This window comes from Klebsiella spallanzanii, from assembly GCF_902158555.1.
GTDB classification, from domain to species: Bacteria; Pseudomonadota; Gammaproteobacteria; order Enterobacterales; family Enterobacteriaceae; genus Klebsiella; species Klebsiella spallanzanii.
The window spans coordinates 186412-205253 of record NZ_CABGGS010000002.1 but is presented as its reverse complement, the minus strand read 5'-3'; the positions used below and the strand labels follow the sequence as shown (position 1 = coordinate 205253).

Annotated in this window: 19 protein-coding genes; 14 read left to right on the top strand and 5 right to left on the bottom strand. The window is 53.7% G+C overall.

From position 1 onward, the window contains the following. The first annotated feature begins 8 nt into the window (after positions 1–8). The 7 genes from amiB (at position 9) to hflC (ending at position 8263) form a co-directional block, all read left to right on the top strand. Positions 9–1334 (top strand): N-acetylmuramoyl-L-alanine amidase AmiB, encoded by a 1326-nt coding sequence (gene amiB / locus FN082_RS04480; protein ID WP_139540937.1) that lies wholly within the window; start codon positions 9–11, stop codon positions 1332–1334. A 10-nt stretch (positions 1335–1344) separates the two neighbouring features. Beyond that, positions 1345–3234: a DNA mismatch repair endonuclease MutL gene (gene mutL / locus FN082_RS04475; protein WP_142981196.1), complete on the top strand. Its 1890-nt coding sequence runs from the start codon at positions 1345–1347 to the stop codon at positions 3232–3234. Beyond that, entirely contained in the window at positions 3227–4177 is a 951-nt protein-coding gene (gene miaA / locus FN082_RS04470) for a tRNA (adenosine(37)-N6)-dimethylallyltransferase MiaA (protein WP_139540939.1), read from the top strand. The genes mutL and miaA overlap by 8 nt, the downstream gene beginning before the upstream one ends. 92 nt (positions 4178–4269) lie before the next feature. Beyond that, positions 4270–4578, top strand: coding sequence for an RNA chaperone Hfq (hfq, locus tag FN082_RS04465; protein ID WP_139540940.1), 309 nt, complete (start codon positions 4270–4272; stop codon positions 4576–4578). A 75-nt stretch (positions 4579–4653) separates the two neighbouring features. Next, the gene (gene hflX, locus FN082_RS04460) at positions 4654–5934 is read left to right on the top strand and encodes a ribosome rescue GTPase HflX (protein ID WP_004109143.1); all 1281 of its coding nucleotides are present in this window, start codon (positions 4654–4656) and stop codon (positions 5932–5934) included. Between the two features lie 65 nt (positions 5935–5999). Continuing rightward, positions 6000–7256 carry an FtsH protease activity modulator HflK gene (hflK, locus tag FN082_RS04455; RefSeq protein ID WP_139540941.1) on the top strand — a complete coding sequence of 419 codons (1257 nt, stop codon included), beginning with the start codon at positions 6000–6002 and terminating at the stop codon, positions 7254–7256. Between the two features lie 2 nt (positions 7257–7258). Continuing rightward, positions 7259–8263 (top strand): protease modulator HflC, encoded by a 1005-nt coding sequence (gene hflC, locus FN082_RS04450; protein WP_139540942.1) that lies wholly within the window; start codon positions 7259–7261, stop codon positions 8261–8263. A 60-nt stretch (positions 8264–8323) separates the two neighbouring features. Here the strand turns inward: hflC and FN082_RS04445 are convergent, their stop codons facing one another. Continuing rightward, the gene (locus FN082_RS04445) at positions 8324–8611 is read right to left on the bottom strand and encodes a hypothetical protein (RefSeq protein ID WP_139540943.1); all 288 of its coding nucleotides are present in this window, start codon (positions 8609–8611) and stop codon (positions 8324–8326) included. Positions 8612–8827: 216 nt separating this feature from the next. On the opposite strand from FN082_RS04445, the gene FN082_RS04440 reads away from it, so the two are divergent. The 5 genes from FN082_RS04440 to rlmB all read left to right on the top strand — a co-directional run bounded on the left by FN082_RS04440 (position 8828) and on the right by rlmB (position 14307). Then, complete coding sequence (locus FN082_RS04440) at positions 8828–9025, top strand: DUF2065 domain-containing protein (protein ID WP_004097978.1); 198 nt, start codon at positions 8828–8830, stop codon at positions 9023–9025. Positions 9026–9127: 102 nt separating this feature from the next. Continuing rightward, positions 9128–10426: an adenylosuccinate synthase gene (locus tag FN082_RS04435; RefSeq protein ID WP_032747626.1), complete on the top strand. Its 1299-nt coding sequence runs from the start codon at positions 9128–9130 to the stop codon at positions 10424–10426. A gap of 151 nt (positions 10427–10577) precedes the next feature. Beyond that, positions 10578–11003: a nitric oxide-sensing transcriptional repressor NsrR gene (nsrR, locus tag FN082_RS04430; RefSeq protein ID WP_139540944.1), complete on the top strand. Its 426-nt coding sequence runs from the start codon at positions 10578–10580 to the stop codon at positions 11001–11003. A gap of 37 nt (positions 11004–11040) precedes the next feature. Further along, positions 11041–13488, top strand: a complete 2448-nt coding sequence (gene rnr, locus FN082_RS04425) for a ribonuclease R (protein WP_139540945.1) — start codon at positions 11041–11043, stop codon at positions 13486–13488. A gap of 87 nt (positions 13489–13575) precedes the next feature. Beyond that, a complete protein-coding gene (gene rlmB / locus FN082_RS04420; RefSeq protein WP_004109129.1) occupies positions 13576–14307 on the top strand; it encodes a 23S rRNA (guanosine(2251)-2'-O)-methyltransferase RlmB in 732 nt (243 codons plus the stop codon). 35 nt (positions 14308–14342) lie between these two features. Here the strand turns inward: rlmB and FN082_RS04415 are convergent, their stop codons facing one another. Continuing rightward, positions 14343–14705 carry a hypothetical protein gene (locus FN082_RS04415; protein WP_139540946.1) on the bottom strand — a complete coding sequence of 121 codons (363 nt, stop codon included), beginning with the start codon at positions 14703–14705 and terminating at the stop codon, positions 14343–14345. Positions 14706–14810: 105 nt separating this feature from the next. Between FN082_RS04415 and FN082_RS04410 the strand changes: the two genes are divergently transcribed. Next, entirely contained in the window at positions 14811–16448 is a 1638-nt protein-coding gene (locus FN082_RS04410) for an isovaleryl-CoA dehydrogenase (RefSeq protein ID WP_142981195.1), read from the top strand. On the opposite strand, the gene yjfN is transcribed toward FN082_RS04410, so the two are convergent. Continuing rightward, positions 16439–16714, bottom strand: a complete 276-nt coding sequence (gene yjfN / locus FN082_RS04405) for a DUF1471 family protease activator YjfN (RefSeq protein WP_167492830.1) — start codon at positions 16712–16714, stop codon at positions 16439–16441. The two genes, FN082_RS04410 and yjfN, sit on opposite strands and share 10 nt — an antisense overlap. 137 nt (positions 16715–16851) lie before the next feature. After that, complete coding sequence (bsmA, locus tag FN082_RS04400) at positions 16852–17160, bottom strand: biofilm peroxide resistance protein BsmA (protein ID WP_221888554.1); 309 nt, start codon at positions 17158–17160, stop codon at positions 16852–16854. A gap of 202 nt (positions 17161–17362) precedes the next feature. Here bsmA and yjfP point away from each other — a divergent pair, with 202 nt between their 5' ends. Continuing rightward, positions 17363–18079 (top strand): esterase, encoded by a 717-nt coding sequence (yjfP, locus tag FN082_RS04395; RefSeq protein ID WP_142464565.1) that lies wholly within the window; start codon positions 17363–17365, stop codon positions 18077–18079. Here the strand turns inward: yjfP and ulaR are convergent. Continuing rightward, positions 18076–18831 (bottom strand): HTH-type transcriptional regulator UlaR, encoded by a 756-nt coding sequence (gene ulaR, locus FN082_RS04390; RefSeq protein WP_004128109.1) that lies wholly within the window; start codon positions 18829–18831, stop codon positions 18076–18078. The two genes, yjfP and ulaR, sit on opposite strands and share 4 nt — an antisense overlap. Between the last annotated feature and the right edge of the window lie 11 nt (positions 18832–18842).

Genomic DNA, 18842 nt, shown 5'->3' with positions numbered 1-18842 from the left:
ACGACGGGATGATGTATCGCTTAACCAGTTGGCTGGCCGCCGCATTGATACTGTTCAGCATTCAGGTCACTGCGGCAAGTTTATCCGATATCCAGGTCTCCAATGGAGATCAGCAGGCCCGCATTACCATTAGTTTTATCGGCGACCCTGAGTATTCGTTTACCCCCCAGGGAAAACGCACCGTAGCGCTGGATATCAAACAGACCGGCGTACTCCAGGGGCTGCCGCTGCAGTTTAGCGGTAATAACCTGGTCAGAAGCATTCGTTCCGGGACGCCTCAGGATACGCAATCGCTGCGCTTGCTGGTAGATTTGACCGCCGATGGCAAAACGCGTGCAGTGAAGCAGCAGAACGGCTCTAACTATACCGTGGTGTTTACCATTAATGCCGATGCGCCGCCTCCGCCTCCACCGGTAGTGGCTAAGCAGGTTGAACGGCCCGTGGCGCAGCCTGTTCGTCCGAGCGAACCTGCGCGTAATCCGTTTAAAGCCGATAACGACCGGCTCACTGCGGTGACCAGTACAACCAGCGTAACGCGTCCTGCGGCGCGTAGCGTATCAACCGATGACAAAGTGATTATCGCTATAGATGCCGGTCACGGCGGTCAGGATCCAGGGGCGATTGGCCCGAACGGTACGAAAGAGAAGAATGTGACCATCGCGATTGCGCGCAAGCTACGCACGTTGTTGAATGCCGATCCGCAGTTCAAGCCGGTGTTGACGCGTGACGGCGATTATTTCATTTCCGTCATGGGGCGTTCGGATGTGGCGCGTAAGCAAAACGCGAATTTCCTTGTCTCGATTCACGCAGACGCTGCGCCAAATCGTGACGCGACCGGGGCCTCGGTTTGGGTGCTTTCTAACCGTCGCGCTAACAGTGAAATGGCCGGATGGCTCGAACAACATGAGAAACAGTCCGAGCTGCTGGGCGGCGCGGGCGATGTGTTGGCGAATAGTCAGTCGGATCCTTACCTGAGCCAGGCGGTACTGGATTTACAGTTCGGTCATTCCCAGCGCGTCGGGTATGATGTGGCGACCAATGTGTTAAGCCAGCTGCAGCGGATTGGCGATTTACATAAGCGCCGCCCTGAGCATGCAAGCTTAGGCGTGCTGCGCTCGCCGGATATTCCGTCAATCCTTGTTGAAACGGGGTTTATTAGTAATACCGGTGAAGAGCGGCTGCTGGGTAGTGATGCTTATCAACAGCAAGTTGCAGAAGCGATTTATAACGGTCTGCGTAATTACTTTATGCAGCACCCGCTGCAATCAGCGCCACGCGGAACGGCCGCGCAGACTGCCAGCGCCGGTTCGTCAGATGGAACGCTATTAAATTAAGGAGACGGCCATGCCGATTCAGGTTCTACCGCCGCAGCTCGCTAACCAGATTGCCGCAGGTGAAGTGGTGGAACGTCCGGCGTCGGTGGTCAAAGAGCTGGTCGAAAATAGCCTTGATGCCGGTGCGACGCGTATTGATATTGATATTGAACGCGGCGGCGCGAAGCTAATTCGCATTCGCGATAACGGCTGCGGCATTAAAAAAGATGAGCTGGCGCTGGCGCTGGCTCGCCATGCGACCAGTAAAATCGCCTCGCTTGACGATCTGGAGGCGATTATCAGCCTTGGTTTTCGCGGCGAAGCCCTGGCCAGTATCAGCTCGGTTGCCCGCCTGACGTTGACCTCGCGTACTGAGGAACAGCAAGAGGCCTGGCAGGCCTATGCCGAAGGGCGCGATCAGGCTGTTACCGTGAAGCCGGCGGCGCATCCGGTGGGAACAACGCTGGAAGTGTTGGATTTGTTTTACAACACGCCCGCCCGCCGCAAATTTATGCGTACCGAAAAAACCGAATTTGGTCATATTGACGAGATCGTGCGGCGCATCGCGCTGGCGCGTTTCGACGTCACTATCAACCTCAGCCATAACGGTAAAGCCGTACGTCAGTATCGCGCAGTGTCGCAGGACGGCCAGCGCGAGCGGCGGTTGGGCGCTATTTGCGGTACGCCATTTCTTGAACACGCCCTGGCTATCGAGTGGCAGCATGGCGATCTGACCCTTAGCGGCTGGGTGGCTGATCCCCTGCATACCAATCCGGCGCTGGCGGAAATTCAGTATTGCTATGTCAACGGAAGGATGATGCGCGATCGCCTGATTAATCACGCGATTCGTCAGGCCTGCGAGGACAAGCTGGGCGCCGATCAGCAGCCAGCCTTTGTGCTGTATTTGAAGATTGATCCACATCAGGTGGATGTGAACGTCCATCCGGCCAAGCATGAAGTGCGTTTTCATCAGTCGCGGCTGGTTCATGATTTTATTTATCAAGGCGTGCTGAGCGTGCTTCAGCAGCAACTGAGTGCGCCATTGGCAGAAGAGGGCGATGAACCTGCGCCTCGCCAGGTGCCGGAAAACCGCATTGCGGCAGGTGGCAACCATTTCGCCCAGCCGGCGGTTGCGCGTGAAACGTCATCCCCACGATATCGTGAGGAGACCGCCGCGCCGCGCTTTAATGCGGGAGGTTCGCGTGAATCTGCCGCTTCGGGTTCCGCAGGCGGGGCCAGTTGGCCGCATGCTCAGCCCGGCTATCAAAAACAGCAGGGTGCGCTCTATCGTCAACTGTTGGATACTCCGGCCGCTGACCGAAAATCAGTATCCCCCGCACCGGTAGCGGAAGGTCTGGCGGGCCATAGCCAGAGTTTTGGCCGCGTATTGACGATTGTCGATAATGACTGCGCGCTGCTGGAGCACGACGGTAAGCTAGCGCTGCTGGCCTTGCCGGTTGCTGAACGTTGGCTACGTCAGGCGCAGTTGACGCCGGGCGTGGAGGCAGTTTGCGCCCAGCCGCTGCTTATCCCGCTGCGGATAAAGGTGTCTGAAGAGGAAAAACAGGCCTTGAACCACGCTCAGTCGGCGCTGGCTCAGGTCGGTATTGAACTACAGTCTGATGCGCATCACGTGACGATTCGCGCAGTGCCTTTACCCTTAAGACAACAAAATTTACAAATCTTGATTCCTGAACTGATAGGCTACCTGGCGCAGCAAAAAACATTCGACGTCGGCAATATTACGCAGTGGATAGCGCGTAATCTGGCGAGCGAACATGCGCAGTGGAATATGGCGCAGGCAATTGCCGTACTGGCGGATATCGAGCGTTTATGTCCGCAGCTGGTTAAAGCGCCGCCGGGTGGTCTGTTACAACCTGTTGATTTACATTCGGCGATGAATGCCCTGAAAGATGAGTGATGTAACCGAGGCGAGCCTGCCTAAGGCAATATTTTTAATGGGCCCGACGGCCTCTGGTAAAACCGCGTTGGCTATCGCCTTACGTAAAGTTTTGCCAGTAGAGTTGATTAGCGTTGATTCAGCCCTCATCTATCGAGGAATGGATATCGGTACGGCTAAGCCAGATGCTGCGGAGCTCAACGCGGCACCGCATCGATTACTGGATATTCTTGACCCGGCGGAGGCTTATTCCGCGGCAGATTTTCGTCGCGATGCGCTAGCCGAAATGGCAGATATCGTCGCTGCCGGGCGAATTCCGCTACTGGTTGGCGGAACCATGTTGTATTTCAAAGCGTTGTTGGAAGGGTTGTCACCATTACCTTCGGCCGATCCTGAGGTTAGAGCCAGGATTGAGCAACAGGCCGCAGAGCAGGGGTGGAGCGCGTTACATCAGCAGTTACAGGTGATTGATCCGGTGGCAGCCGCGCGTATTCATCCAAATGATCCGCAAAGACTTTCCCGAGCACTGGAAGTTTTTTTCATTTCGGGTAAAACTTTAACGGAACTGACGCAAACGTCAGGTGATGCTCTGCCGTATAAGGTGCATCAGTTCGCCATCGCCCCGGCGAGCCGTGAACTGCTCCATCAGCGCATAGAACAGCGTTTTCATCAGATGTTGGCTTCAGGTTTTGAAGCAGAAGTGCGGGCGCTTTTTGCCCGGGGAGATTTGCATACGGATATGCCTTCCATTCGTTGTGTCGGATATCGCCAGATGTGGTCGTACCTTAATGGCGAGATCCCGTATGATGAAATGGTTTATCGAGGTGTTTGCGCCACGAGACAGTTAGCTAAACGTCAGGTCACCTGGTTGCGCGGTTGGGAAGGTATTCACTGGTTAGACAGTGAGCAACCTGAACAAGCGTTCAACAAAGTATTACAGGTTGTTGGTGCTAGCCAGGACTGAACGTGTACAATTGAACGGGTATCGTGCGTAATTTTTTTAAGAATCGTAAGGTTCTGAGTACAAAACAAGCATACATATAAGGAAAAGAGAGAATGGCTAAGGGGCAATCTTTACAAGATCCGTTCCTGAACGCTTTGCGTCGGGAACGTGTTCCGGTTTCTATTTATTTGGTGAATGGTATTAAGCTGCAAGGGCAAATTGAGTCTTTCGATCAGTTCGTGATCCTGTTGAAAAACACGGTCAGCCAGATGGTCTATAAGCACGCAATTTCTACTGTTGTCCCGTCTCGCCCGGTGTCACACCACAGCAATAATGCTGGCGGCGGTACAAATAACTATCACCACGGTGGTGGTGCGCAGGGTTCTTCTGCGTCGCAGCAAGACAGCGAAGACGCCGAATAAGGCAGATGCTGTTTTTCCACGTCGGGGAGCCAGGTTTTCTGCGTTCCCCGCTGGTATTTTATAAGGGGTTTACGCTTGTTTGACCGTTATGATGCCGGTGAGCAGGCGGTACTGGTACACATCTATTTTTCGCAAGACAAAGATATGGAAGATCTCCAGGAGTTTGAAACTCTGGCCTCTTCCGCCGGTGTCGAAGCAATGCAGGTGATTACCGGTAGCCGTAAAGCACCGCACCCGAAGTATTTTGTTGGTGAAGGTAAAGCTGTCGAAATTGCGGAAGCCGTAAAAGCGACCGGTGCATCGGTCGTGTTGTTCGATCATGCCCTGAGTCCGGCGCAGGAACGAAACCTTGAGCGCTTATGCGAGTGCCGGGTTATCGATCGTACTGGCCTGATTTTAGATATTTTTGCCCAGCGAGCGCGTACCCACGAAGGGAAACTGCAGGTTGAGCTGGCACAACTGCGTCATATGGCGACTCGCCTCGTTCGCGGTTGGACCCACCTTGAAAGACAGAAAGGCGGGATTGGTTTGCGTGGCCCGGGTGAAACCCAGCTCGAAACTGACCGTCGTTTGCTGCGTAACCGTATTATGCAGATCCTGTCGCGACTGGAAAAAGTAGAGAAGCAGCGCGAACAAGGACGACGGTCACGTGCCAAAGCCGATATTCCGACCGTATCGCTGGTCGGTTATACCAATGCTGGTAAATCAACGCTGTTCAACCAGATAACCGAAGCTGAGGTCTACGCCGCGAATCAGCTGTTCGCTACCCTTGACCCAACGCTGCGCCGCATTGATGTTCCTGATGTTGGCGAAACCGTTCTGGCTGACACCGTAGGTTTTATCCGCCATCTGCCGCACGATCTGGTGGCCGCGTTTAAAGCGACTCTCCAGGAGACGCGGCAGGCGACACTGTTGCTGCATGTCATTGATGCAGCCGATGTCCGGGTGCAGGAAAATATTGACGCAGTAAATACGGTTCTCGCTGAAATCGAGGCCGATGAAATCCCGGCGCTGCTGGTCATGAACAAAATCGACATGCTGGACGATTTTGAGCCGCGTATCGACAGGGATGAAGAGAATAAACCGATCCGGGTCTGGCTTTCCGCCCAGACCGGGGTTGGCGTACCACTGCTTTTTCAGGCTTTGACGGAACGGCTTTCTGGTGAAGTGGCGCAACATACGCTGCGCCTACCACCTCAGGAAGGTCGGTTGAGAAGTCGGTTCTATCAGCTTCAGGCGATAGAGAAAGAGTGGATGGAGGATGACGGTAGCGTTGGTCTGCAGGTGCGCATGCCAATCGTTGACTGGCGTCGCCTCTGTAAACAAGAGCCAGCGCTGGTTGAATACGTGATTTGACCTTGCAGCTTGCCTGAAGATATTAACCCCTGTGGGGATATCAAAAACAAATATGGAGCATATACATGGCGTGGAATCAGCCCGGTAATAACGGACAGGACCGCGACCCGTGGGGAAGCAGCAATAACCAAGGCGGCAACTCTGGGGGAAATGGCAACAAAGGTGGTCGCGAGCAGGGACCTCCCGATCTGGATGATATCTTCCGTAAGCTAAGTAAAAAACTTGGTGGCCTGGGTGGCGGAAAAGGTGGACTGGGCGGCGGTAGCGGCTCTCAGGGACCTCGTGGCCCAATGGGCGGTCGTATCGTCGGCATTGTTGCCGCCGCTGCGGTTATTATTTGGGCAGCCAGTGGTTTCTATACCATTAAAGAAGCTGAACGTGGCGTCGTCACTCGCTTTGGTAAATTTAGCCATCTGGTTGAACCTGGCCTTAACTGGAAACCCACCTTCATTGATACCGTGCAGGCGGTTAACGTTGAATCCGTTCGTGAACTGGCGGCTTCCGGCGTCATGCTGACGTCTGACGAAAACGTTGTGCGCGTAGAGATGAACGTGCAGTATCGCGTGACCGATCCGGAACGCTATCTGTTTAGCGTGACCAGCGCGGACGACAGCCTGCGTCAGGCGACCGACAGCGCCCTGCGTGGTGTCATCGGTAAATACACGATGGACCGCATCCTGACCGAAGGACGTACCGTCATCCGTAGCGATACCCAGCGCGAGCTGGAAGAGACGATTCGCCCGTACAACATGGGTATTACTCTGCTGGACGTCAACTTCCAGACGGCGCGCCCGCCGGAGGAAGTAAAAGCCGCGTTTGATGATGCTATTGCCGCGCGTGAGAACGAACAGCAGTACATTCGTGAAGCCGAAGCTTATACCAACGAAGTTCAGCCACGTGCTAACGGTCAGGCGCAGCGTATCCTTGAAGAGGCTCGCGCATACAAGACTCAGACCGTTCTTGAAGCGCAGGGTGAGGTGGCTCGCTTTGCGAAGATCCTGCCTGAGTATAAAGCGGCTCCGGAAATCACTCGCGAGCGTCTGTATATCGAAACCATGGAAAAAGTGCTGAGCCATACTCGCAAGGTGCTGGTTAACGATAAGGGGAGCAACCTGATGGTTCTTCCTCTGGATCAGATGCTGAAAGGCGCCGGCGCGCCGGCAGCAAAGAGCGATAGCAGTGGCGCAAGCGATCTGCTGCGTCTGCCGCCTGCATCCAGTTCAAGCAGCGCCAGTAACGCTTCTACCTCTACGGGAGGCACCATTATGGACCAACGCCGCGCCAACGCGCAGCGTAACGACTACCAGCGTCAGGGGGAATAACGATGCGTAAATCTGTTATCGCGATAATTGTCATCGTGCTGGTGGTGCTCTACATGTCCATCTTTGTTGTCAAAGAAGGCGAACGCGGTATTACGCTGCGTTTTGGTAAAGTTCTGCGCGACGATGAAAACAAACCTCTGGTATATGCGCCGGGTCTGCACTTCAAGATTCCGTTTATTGAATCCGTGAAGATGCTTGATGCGCGTATCCAGACGATGGACAACCAGGCCGATCGCTTTGTGACTAAAGAGAAGAAAGACCTGATCGTTGATTCATACATCAAGTGGCGTATCAGCGACTTCAGCCGCTACTACCTGGCGACAGGCGGCGGCGATGTTTCCCAGGCCGAGGTGCTGCTGAAGCGTAAATTCTCTGACCGTCTGCGCTCTGAGATTGGTCGTCTGGATGTGAAAGATATCGTGACCGACTCCCGCGGTCGTCTGACGCTTGAAGTGCGCGATGCGCTGAACTCCGGTTCCGCAGGCACAGAAGATGAAGTCAGCACCCCGGCTGCCGATGATGCGATTGCCAAAGCGGCAGAGCGTATTGAAGCAGAGACTAACGGTAAGGTGCAGGTGATCAACCCGAACAGTATGGCGGCGCTGGGTATTGAAGTTGTCGACGTACGAATCAAACAGATCAACCTGCCGGCTGAAGTCTCTGAAGCGATTTACAACCGTATGCGCGCCGAGCGTGAAGCGGTTGCTCGTCGCCATCGTTCGCAAGGTCAGGAAGAAGCGGAAAAACTGCGTGCGACAGCGGACTATGAAGTGACCAAGACTCTGGCGGAAGCCGAGCGTCAAGGGCGTATTCTGCGCGGTGAAGGCGATGCCGAATCGGCAAAACTGTTTGCTGATGCCTTCAGTCAGGATCCGGGCTTCTATGCCTTTATCCGTAGCCTGCGTGCGTATGAGAATAGCTTCCAGAGCAATCAGGATGTGATGGTTCTCAGCCCGGACAGCGATTTCTTCCGTTATATGAAATCACCTGCGGCAGCGACTCGCTGATAAGTGATTCTGTAAGCAAAAAGGCGCCCGTAGAGGCGCCTTTTTTACAGCTTATTGGGATCAGTTACCCAGCAGCTTATTCAGCAGACCACCGATAAGCGGTAGGCCTGCCAGCGTGCTTTCAATAGCTCCGCCAATGGAAGAGCCAATGGTGTTCCCAATTTTTTCGCCTAATCCCGGTGCGATAGTTGAAAGGTTAACGGTACCAAGGACAGGCAGATCGATGCTCAGATTACTGCCAAGTGACCATACTGCAGAGCCGGCTTTACTGCCGAGTGATGCCAGTCCATCCTGCAACCAGCCTGCGCCACTTACAGCATCGATTTCAATTGCGGTTAATTCTCTCATAATAATCCTCCTGATTATTTTATGCTCGTATCTGGATTGATACGCTATGGCATATTTGCAATTAAAAAAAGTACATGCAATACAAAGGATTATGAATTTTGTTTCATTAAATCAGTTCATAATAACGATGAAATACCTGACAATTATGAAATAAGAGCAAACATAAAGTTGAAAAGCGGCTGGTGTTGTACCAGGCGGCTATAAATAAGGTGAATAATGAACTCAACAATCTGGCTGGCACTGGCGCTGGTTTTAGTACTTGAAGGACTCGGGCCGTTGCTTTACCCGCGCGCATGGCGTCGAATGGTCGCCACGATGAGCCAACTGCCGGATAATTTATTACGTCGGTTTGGCGGGGGTCTTGTGGTCGCTGGCATCGTCATCTACTACATGTTGAGGAAAACGATTGGCTGAGTGAAAAGTAGCCTAATTTACCGCGTTTTGAGTGCAAAAAGTGCTGTAACTCTGAAAAAGCGATGGTAGAATCCATTTTTAAGCAAACGGTGATTTTGAAAAATGGGTAACAACGTCGTCGTACTGGGCACCCAATGGGGTGACGAAGGTAAAGGGAAGATCGTCGATCTCCTGACTGAACGGGCTAAATATGTTGTGCGCTACCAGGGCGGTCACAACGCAGGCCATACTCTCGTAATCAACGGTGAAAAAACCGTCCTCCATCTCATTCCATCAGGTATTCTTCGCGAGAATGTTACCAGCATCATCGGTAACGGTGTTGTGCTGTCTCCGGCTGCGCTGATGAAAGAGATGAAAGGACTGGAAGACCGTGGTATCCCTGTCCGCGAGCGTCTGCTGCTTTCTGAAGCCTGTCCGCTTATCCTTGAATATCACGTCGCGCTGGATGTGGCGCGTGAGAAAGCGCGCGGCGCGAAAGCTATCGGTACTACCGGTCGCGGTATCGGCCCGGCTTACGAAGATAAAGTGGCTCGCCGCGGTCTGCGCGTTGGCGATCTGTTTGATAAAGCGACCTTCGCTGATAAACTGAAAGAAGTGATGGAATATCACAACTTCCAGCTGGTCAATTTCTATAAAGCTGAAGCGGTTGATTATCAGAAAGTCCTGGATGATGTGATGGCAATTGCCGACATCCTGACCGCGATGGTCGTTGATGTTTCCGACCTTCTGGATCAGGCGCGTAAGCGTGGCGATTTCGTCATGTTTGAAGGCGCACAGGGTACGTTGCTGGATATCGACCACGGTACCTATCCGTACGTAACCTCTTCCAACACCACCGCTGGTGGCGTGGCGACCGGTTCTGGCCTGGGTCCACGTTATGTGGATTACGTACTGGGTATTATCAAAGCCTACTCCACTCGTGTGGGTGCTGGTCCGTTCCCGACTGAGCTGTTTGATGAAACCGGCGAGTTCCTGTGCAAGCAGGGTAACGAGTTTGGTGCCACCACCGGCCGTCGCCGTCGTACGGGCTGGCTGGATGCTGTAGCGGTACGTCGCGCGGTGCAGATTAACTCCCTGTCTGGTTTCTGCCTGACTAAGCTGGACGTACTGGACGGCCTGAAAGAAGTTAAAATCTGCGTTGCCTACCGTATGCCGGATGGCCGCGAAGTCACCACTACTCCGCTGGCTGCTGACAACTGGGAAGGTATTGAGCCGATTTATGAAACAATGCCGGGTTGGTCTGAAACCACCTTCGGTGTGAAAGAGCGCAGCGGTCTGCCGCAGGCGGCGCTGAACTATATCGCACGCATTGAAGAGCTCACCGGCGTACCGGTTGATATTATCTCTACCGGTCCTGACCGTACCGAGACGATGATTTTGCGCGACCCGTTCGACGCATAACTCTCTCCAGGGGCGCCGTTCAGGCGCCTCTTGTTTTTGCTGTTCGCCCGCCCCATTTAAATAAATTAGCGGCCTGAGCGCTGGCTGGTTTATCATCAATAGTAATTACGTCTATCGACACACCCTGTTTTTCTTTTCCCTGAGGTTGATTGTGCAGTTAACGAGTTTCACCGATTACGGATTACGCGCGCTGATTTATATGGCGTCGCTGCCGGATGGAAGAATGACCAGCATCTCCGAGGTGACGGAGGTTTACGGCGTTTCCCGTAATCATATGGTTAAAATAATCAATCAGCTAAGCCGCATGGGTTATGTGACGGCAGTACGAGGAAAGAACGGGGGCATTCGTCTCGGTAAACCGGCAAATATGATTCGTGTGGGTGATGTTGTTCGCGATCTGGAGCCGCTCTCGTTGGTCAATTGCAGCAGCGAATTTTGCCATATTACGCCCGCCTGTCGTCTGAAGCAGGCGCTCGCAGAAGCCGCGCAGAGTTTTCTCAAGGAACTAGATAACTACACGCTGGCCGATTTGGTTGAAAAGAATCAACCGCTTTATAAATTATTACTGGTGGAGTGACGTAAACTTCACTGGAGATGACAACGGAGGAACCGACATGTCACAAGATCCTTTCCTGGACCGCGAATCTGAAAAATACGCTAATCCAATCCCGAGCCGGGAATTTATCCTCGATCATTTAGCAAAACGTGAAAAACCGGCTAGCCGAGATGAGCTGGCAATAGAGCTGAATATTGAAGGCGAAGAACAACAAGAAGCATTGCGCCGTCGACTGCGCGCAATGGAACGCGATGGTCAACTGGTCTTTACGCGTCGTCAGTGCTACGCGCTGCCGGAACGTCTCGACCTGCTGAAAGGTACCGTTATTGGTCATCGCGATGGTTATGGCTTCCTGCGCGTTGAGGGCCGTAAAGATGATCTTTATTTATCGTCTGAGCAGATGAAAACCTGCATTCACGGCGATCAGGTTCTGGCGCAACCGTTAGGCGCTGACCGTAAAGGCCGTCGGGAAGCGCGTATTGTCCGCGTGCTGGTACCAAAGACGGGCCAGATTGTGGGCCGCTACTTTACCGATGCGGGCGTGGGCTTCGTCGTACCGGATGATAGCCGTTTGAGCTTCGACATCCTGATCCCGCCAGAAGAGATTATGGGCGCGCGGATGGGCTTTGTCGTGGTGGTTGAACTCACGCAGCGTCCAACTCGTCGCACCAAAGCGGTGGGTAAAATTGTTGAGGTGTTGGGCGACAACATGGGGACAGGTATGGCGGTCGATATGGCCCTGCGCACCCATGAAATCCCCTACGTCTGGCCGCCTGCAGTAGAAAAACAGGTTGCAGGCTTGAAAGAGCAGGTGCCGGAAGAAGCGAAAGTAGGGCGCGTTGATTTACGCAATCTGCCGCTGGTCACCATTGATGGTGAAGACGCTCGCGACTTTGATGACGCTGTTTACTGCGAGAAAAAACGCGGCGGTGGCTGGCGTCTGTGGGTGGCGATTGCCGATGTAAGCTACTACGTGCGTCCAGGGACACCGCTGGATGGTGAAGCGCGCAGCCGTGGTACTTCGGTATATTTCCCGTCGCAGGTAGTTCCGATGCTACCTGAAGTGCTCTCTAACGGCTTGTGCTCGTTGAATCCTCAGGTCGACAGACTCTGTATGGTCTGTGAGATGACGATTTCGGCGAAAGGCCGTCTGACCGGCTTCAAATTCTACGAAGCGGTGATGAGCTCACATGCCCGCCTGACCTACACCAAAGTCTGGCATATGCTGCAGGGCGATCAGGACCTGCGTGAGCAATACGCGCCGCTGGTTAAGCATATTGAAGAGCTGCATAACCTCTACAAAGTGCTGGACGGTGCTCGTGAAGAACGTGGTGGAATCTCATTTGAGAGTGAAGAGGCTAAATTCATCTTCAATGCCGAACGACGCATTGAACGTATCGAGCAGACTCAGCGCAACGATGCGCATAAGCTGATCGAAGAGTGCATGATTCTGGCGAACATTTCCGCTGCGCGCTTTGTTGAAAAGGCCGAGGAGCCAGCGCTGTTCCGCATCCACGACAAACCCAGTACGGAAGCGATTACGGCATTCCGTTCGGTTCTCGCGGAGCTGGGACTTGAGTTGCCAGGCGGTAATAAGCCAGAGCCGCGAGACTATGCGGAACTGCTGGCGTCCATTGCCGATCGACCAGATGCGGAGATGCTGCAAACCATGCTGCTGCGGTCAATGAAGCAGGCGGTATATGACCCGGAAAACCGTGGCCACTTTGGTCTGGCGCTGCAATCTTATGCCCACTTCACCTCGCCGATTCGTCGCTATCCTGATCTGTCGTTGCACCGCGCGATCAAGTACCTGCTGGCGAAAGAGCAGGGACATAAAGGTAATAGCACCGAGACCGGCGGCTGGCACTACAGCATGGAGGAGATGCTGCAACTGGGGGCGCACTGTTCGATGACCGAGCGCCGCGCTGATGAAGCGACGCGCGATGTATCGGACTGGCTGAAGTGTGATTTCATGTTGGATCAGGTCGGTAATGTCTTTAAAGGCGTAATTGCCAGCGTGACCGGATTTGGTTTCTTCGTACGTCTTGATGAACTGTTTATTGATGGTCTGGTGCACGTTTCTTCGCTCGATAATGACTACTACCGCTTCGATCAGGTTGGACAGCGTCTGATCGGTGAATCCGGCGGTCAGACTTATCGTCTGGGCGATCGCGTAGAAGTGCGGGTTGAAGCGGTCAACATGGACGAGCGTAAGATTGATTTCTCGCTTATCTCCAGCGAGCGCGCTCCGCGCAATGTCGGCAAAACTGAGCGTGAGAAGGCGAAAAAAGGCGCAGCAGGTAAATCCTCTGGCCGTCGTCGCCAGGCGGGTAAGCAGGTAAACTTCGAGCCAGATAGCGCATTCCGCAAACCGAAAGGCAAATCTCAGCCGAAGGCCGCTCAGCCAAAAGGCGACAAGAAAGCGAAAAAGCCGTCGGCGAAAACGCAAAAAATCGCCGCAGCGACCAAAGCCAAACGCGCGGCGAAAAAGAAAACAGCTGAGTAATTGGATTTCTTTTACCCTGGTCTCCCCAATTTCGCGATGAGGGTGGGGTAAAGGGAACTGATAACAGAACCTAAAACGAGTAGATAAATGAGTGAAATGATTTACGGCATCCACGCGGTGCAGGCACTGCTGGAACGCGCCCCTGAGCGTTTTCAGGAAGTCTTTATTCTGAAAGGCCGTGAGGATAAGCGTCTTATGCCGCTGATTCATGCCCTGGAAGCTCAGGGCGTGGTGATTCAGGTCGCCAGCCGCCAGTTCCTCGATGAGAAAAGCGAAGGCGCCGTTCACCAGGGCATTATTGCCCGCGTGAAGCCCGGACGTCAGTACCAGGAAAACGATCTGCCGGATCTGATCGCCTCTCTCGATCAACCGTTCTTTTTGATCCTCGATGGCGTAACCGATCCGCACAACCTGGGGGCATGTTTACGTAGTGCCGACGCCGCTGGCGTGCATGCGGTGATTGTACCCAAAGATCGTTCTGCGCAGCTGAATGCCACGGCGAAAAAAGTGGCCTGCGGCGCGGCGGAAAACGTTCCGCTGATTCGCGTGACCAACCTGGCGCGTACCATGCGCCTGCTGCAGGAAGAGAACGTCTGGATCGTGGGGACCGCCGGTGAGGCCGACCATACTCTGTTCCAGAGCAAAATGACCGGCTCGCTGGCGTTGGTGATGGGCGCGGAAGGCGAAGGCATGCGCCGCCTGACCCGCGAACATTGCGATGAATTAATCAGTATCCCGATGGCCGGTAGCGTTTCGTCGCTGAACGTTTCCGTTGCTACCGGGATTTGCCTGTTTGAAGCGGTGCGTCAGCGCAGCTAATCTCTTTGCCTGAATAAGCCATTCGTTTGAATGGCTTATCTTCTTCTCGCTCGTTCATCTTCTTGTTCTATTTGTCGGGCAATTTCCAGCCCTCTTTCCACATAGCCCAACAATTGGCTCAAGGGTAATTCATCTCCCTGTTCATCATCCGTTTGTTCGATGAATTTAAGCTGCGCGCCACTGTTTTTTAACACTTTGATGAGATTGAGAAAATTTCCAATGGGATTCTGCTCTTCCAGAATATCATCGCAGATTTTGTCTTCATCAAATGAAGTGACGTAACCTGAAGTTTTCAGATTCTGTTTGATGGCGTTAATTGTAAGATGGGGAAGGTGACGGCGGATAAGCGCAATATAGTTCAGTGCGTTTTCCCGGTCTTCAATAATTAAATGAATCATGAAATTCCCTTTCTGATTGTGAGAGAACTTTATAGCAGAGTTCTGTGACGGAAAGTGCGCCGTTGTCCATACTTATGGGTAGAGCCATTGACGGAGGGAAACACAATGCACTGGCAAACTCATACCGTATTTAACCAACCTACGCCGTTATGTAATAGCAACTTGTTCCTGTCTGATACTGCCCTACGTGAGGCCACCGTGCGCGAAGGCGCTGGCTGGGATGGCGATCTGCTGGCGAGCATTGGCCAACAACTGGGGACGGCTGAATCGCTGGAGCTAGGGCGCCTGGCCAACAGCAACCCACCGGAACTATTGCGCTATGACGCGACGGGATCGCGTCTTGATGATGTGCGTTTCCATCCCGCCTGGCATTTACTGATGCAGGGTCTGTGTGCTAATCGGGTGCATAATCTTGCCTGGCAGGAGGATGCTCGCGAAGGCGCTTTTGTCGCTCGCGCTGCCCGTTTTATGTTGCATGCGCAGGTAGAGGCGGGGACTCTGTGCCCCACCACAATGACTTTTGCTGCGATTCCATTGCTACAGCGTTCATTACCCAAACCATTTAGCGACTGGTTATCACCGCTATTAAGCGATCGTTACGATCCACATCTTGTGCCGGGTAATCAGAAGCGTGGACTGCTTATCGGGATGGGAATGACTGAAAAGCAGGGCGGGTCGGATGTCCTGAGTAACACAACGCGGGCGGAGAAAACTGCCGAAGGTTTTTATCATCTCGTTGGGCATAAATGGTTTTTCTCGGTACCGCAAAGCGATGCGCACCTGGTTCTGGCTCAGGCACCTGCGGGTCTCTCCTGCTTTTTTGTCCCCCGTTTGTTGCCGGACGGTCAGCGTAACGGTATTCGCCTGGAAAGGCTGAAAGAGAAATTGGGTAATCGATCCAACGCCAGTAGTGAAGCTGAATTCTTCGACGCTTGCGGATGGTTGATAGGAGAAGAGGGTGATGGCGTCCGTCAAATCCTCAAAATGGGTGGCCTGACTCGCTTTGACTGTGCGTTGGGTAGCCACGCGCTGATGCGCCGGGCTTATTCGGTGGCGCTTTACCACGCCCTGCAGCGCCAGGCGTTTGGTAAGAATTTGGTCGATCAGCCGATGATGCGTCAGGTGCTGGGGCAAATGGCGCTGAGGCTTGAAGGGCAAACTGCCTTTTTGTTCCGGCTGGCGCGCGCCTGGGACCGGCGTGACGATGAGCAGGAAGTGCTTTGGGCAAGGTTGTTCACACCCGCAGCGAAATTTGCTATCTGCAAATCCGGGATGCCGTTTGTTGCCGAAGCCATGGAGGTTCTGGGAGGTTCAGGCTATTGCGAAGAGAGCGAGCTACCGCGTCTGTACCGCGAAATGCCGGTCAACAGTATCTGGGAAGGTTCGGGCAATATAATGTGTCTGGACGTGATGCGGGTTCTGATGAAGCAACCGGCGGCGCTAGAGCTTCTGGCGGCGGAATGTGCAGAAGTAAAAGGGCGGAATCGTCATTTCGATCGTACATGGCGTCAGCTGCAGCAGTGGCTACGGCGGCCTCTGGAAGAACAAGGGCGGGAAATTACCCGGCTGGCCTATATGCTGGGCACTGGCGCGCAGGTATTACGCTTCGCTTCACCGCCATTGGCTGAAGCCTGGTGTCGGATGATGCTCGATACGCGCGGCGGTATGCGTCTGGATGCGCAGACGCTGGACGATCTGCTCTTACGGGCGATGGGGCGTGGACGCCAGGCACCTCAGGCATAGAGAATGGCCTGTACCCGCCAGTTATCCGGCTGCTGTTCTTCGTACATTTGAACAATGCGATACCAGGATGCGCCCTGCTCATCAGCCTGCATGGCGATGGCATGTTCGACATCCTGCTGGCTGCCTGAAATGTTGTTAACGCAAATCAGGCCAATTTCATTCAGGCCGGTTACGCAATCGGCGCTGGCAAACTCCGCTGACTGCGCAGAAGTATTGGCCGTGACCGAGGTCAACATCAGGTTGGGTAGGGTAAAAGTTCGTTTCATCGTCAGCTCCATTTCACATAGTCCCGAGGGCAGTCCGTTGCTAACGTTCTGCCAGGTTACAGCTGGCCGAACGTTATTATGCACAGGAAAACGTGAATGGATGCAAAGCAGTGTAAAGCTGGCTTAAAGATTGGCCGCTATTTACGGTACAAAATCGCCTGCGAGTACCACTGGCCGGGAACCATGGTGTCATCAATCATAATGATGACGTAGTAATCCGCTTTAGCCGCTTCTGCTTTGGTCTTGAGCGCAGCTTCAACATCCATCGGCGAGCCGTACATTAATACGCTCACCGTCCCCATTTTCTGTAGATCCGTCGCCTGATTACGCTGGATCTCCTGCGGATGGTCGGTTGCTGGCGGTGGCGCCTTTGGTGTCCCTTGCAGGGCGCTACAGCCGGTTAAGGCGATAGCCAGTAACCATGGTGTAAACCTACGCATAACCATATCTCGTTTCCTGATAGTCATAGTGTAGTGGTAGCCTGAATGTCATTTCCGGGGAATGTTCCCAAATTGTTATCCCGTACGCGATTTTCGAATGAAAATATCGTGAAAGCGTAATCTGGTTCTCAAGATTATGAATCATGTGCGAACGAGAGACTTGAGTAATAACATAACACCACATCACTATAGAGAAAGGAGACGGTAAATGATTGCACTAGAAATGCGTAACCTTGCGGGTGGGGAGGTTCTTCACGCGTACCCGCAGGGCGCTGCGGATACTCCGTTGCCTTGTATCGTCTTTTATCATGGATTTACCTCTTCTAAGCGGGTCTACAGCTATTTTGCCGTTGCGCTGGCGGAGGCGGGGTTTCGGGTCATTATGCCTGATGCGGCAGAACACGGTGCGCGTTACCAGGGAGACGAGCAAGGGCGGATGCAGCGCTTCTGGCCGATCCTGATGCAGAATTTTGCTGAATTTCCGGCATTGCAGGACGCTATTCGCGCTGAGGGATGGATTGCCGATGACCGGCTGGCGGTTGCCGGAGCATCGATGGGCGGAATGACGGCGCTGGGGATGATGACCCAGCATCCAGAGCTGAAAAGCGTGGCCTGCCTGATGGGGTCAGGCTACTTCAGTTCGCTCTCACAGACGCTTTTCCCTTCCCCTTCATTTTGTGCTGAATCGCTGGTGGAGTGGGACGTCAGCCAGCAGTTGGCGAAGCTTGCCAGCCGTCCGCTACTGCTTTGGCACGGTGATGAGGATGATGTGGTGCCGCCGGGCGAGACCTTCCGCCTGCAACAGGCGCTACAGAAAAACGAGCTGGCTGATAATTTGACCTGTATCTGGCAGAAAGGCGTCCGTCACCGCATTACGCCAGAAGCGCTAGCGGCGACGGTGGAATTTTTCCAGCGTCACCTTTAAACGCGAATAACCTGAACGCCCTGATCCTCAAGCTGCTTGAGGATCGCTTCATCCGCTTGCTTTCCGGTAATCACCAGGTCGATTTGTCCGGCCTGGCTGAACAGCATCCCGGCGCGTTCGCCAACTTTACTGCTATCGACCAGCACCGCGAGTTTACCGACGACGTTAAGCATTTTTTGCTCCGCCATCGCTGTCAGCATGTCGGTTTTATACAGCCCTTCGGCGGTCAGCCCTTTGCCGCTGGTGAACATCCAGTGCCCGGCGTACAGGCTGTTCTCGCTACCCTGCGGGCTCAGGGTGATAGAGTGGCTGCGGTTATACTGCCCGCCCATAATGATGACGCTGTCGTGTTCCTGATCGATCAGGTAATTGGCCAGCGGCAGATAGTTAGTAATGATTTGTACGGGTTTACCGCACAGCTCCTGTCCAAGCAGGAAGGCGGTCGAGCCACAGTTAATGACGATACTTTCGCCAGGATTTACCAACTGCGAAGCCGCACGCGCAATCCGCACCTTCTCATCGTGGTTTTGCGCCTGATGAATGTTCATCGGTGACCAGCGTGGGCGCTGTTCACTGATGGCTTCTGCGCCATTGCGAACTTTTTTCAGCTTGCCGCTTTCGTCGAGTTTATTGATATCGCGTCGTGCCGTCGCCGGAGAAATTCCCAGCCGGGAAATCACCTGCTCCACGGTGACAAATCCCGTTTGTGCCAGCAAATCCAGTAAAATTTGATGTCTTTGCGCTTCCGTCATGAGCAAATCCG

What these genes read in the sequence shown, in the direction of transcription:
- amiB (WP_139540937.1), top strand. Translation starts at nt 9, where the DNA reads ATGATGTATCGCTTAACCAGTTGGCTGGCCGCCGCATTGATACTGTTC.
- mutL (WP_142981196.1), top strand. Translation starts at nt 1,345, where the DNA reads ATGCCGATTCAGGTTCTACCGCCGCAGCTCGCTAACCAGATTGCCGCA.
- miaA (WP_139540939.1), top strand. Translation starts at nt 3,227, where the DNA reads ATGAGTGATGTAACCGAGGCGAGCCTGCCTAAGGCAATATTTTTAATG.
- hfq (WP_139540940.1), top strand. Translation starts at nt 4,270, where the DNA reads ATGGCTAAGGGGCAATCTTTACAAGATCCGTTCCTGAACGCTTTGCGT.
- hflK (WP_139540941.1), top strand. Translation starts at nt 6,000, where the DNA reads ATGGCGTGGAATCAGCCCGGTAATAACGGACAGGACCGCGACCCGTGG.
- hflC (WP_139540942.1), top strand. Translation starts at nt 7,259, where the DNA reads ATGCGTAAATCTGTTATCGCGATAATTGTCATCGTGCTGGTGGTGCTC.
- FN082_RS04445 (WP_139540943.1), bottom strand. Translation starts at nt 8,611, where the DNA reads ATGAGAGAATTAACCGCAATTGAAATCGATGCTGTAAGTGGCGCAGGC.
- FN082_RS04440 (WP_004097978.1), top strand. Translation starts at nt 8,828, where the DNA reads ATGAACTCAACAATCTGGCTGGCACTGGCGCTGGTTTTAGTACTTGAA.
- FN082_RS04435 (WP_032747626.1), top strand. Translation starts at nt 9,128, where the DNA reads ATGGGTAACAACGTCGTCGTACTGGGCACCCAATGGGGTGACGAAGGT.
- rnr (WP_139540945.1), top strand. Translation starts at nt 11,041, where the DNA reads ATGTCACAAGATCCTTTCCTGGACCGCGAATCTGAAAAATACGCTAAT.
- rlmB (WP_004109129.1), top strand. Translation starts at nt 13,576, where the DNA reads ATGAGTGAAATGATTTACGGCATCCACGCGGTGCAGGCACTGCTGGAA.
- FN082_RS04415 (WP_139540946.1), bottom strand. Translation starts at nt 14,705, where the DNA reads ATGATTCATTTAATTATTGAAGACCGGGAAAACGCACTGAACTATATT.
- FN082_RS04410 (WP_142981195.1), top strand. Translation starts at nt 14,811, where the DNA reads ATGCACTGGCAAACTCATACCGTATTTAACCAACCTACGCCGTTATGT.
- yjfN (WP_167492830.1), bottom strand. Translation starts at nt 16,714, where the DNA reads ATGAAACGAACTTTTACCCTACCCAACCTGATGTTGACCTCGGTCACG.
- bsmA (WP_221888554.1), bottom strand. Translation starts at nt 17,160, where the DNA reads ATGGTTATGCGTAGGTTTACACCATGGTTACTGGCTATCGCCTTAACC.
- yjfP (WP_142464565.1), top strand. Translation starts at nt 17,363, where the DNA reads ATGATTGCACTAGAAATGCGTAACCTTGCGGGTGGGGAGGTTCTTCAC.
- ulaR (WP_004128109.1), bottom strand. Translation starts at nt 18,831, where the DNA reads ATGACGGAAGCGCAAAGACATCAAATTTTACTGGATTTGCTGGCACAA.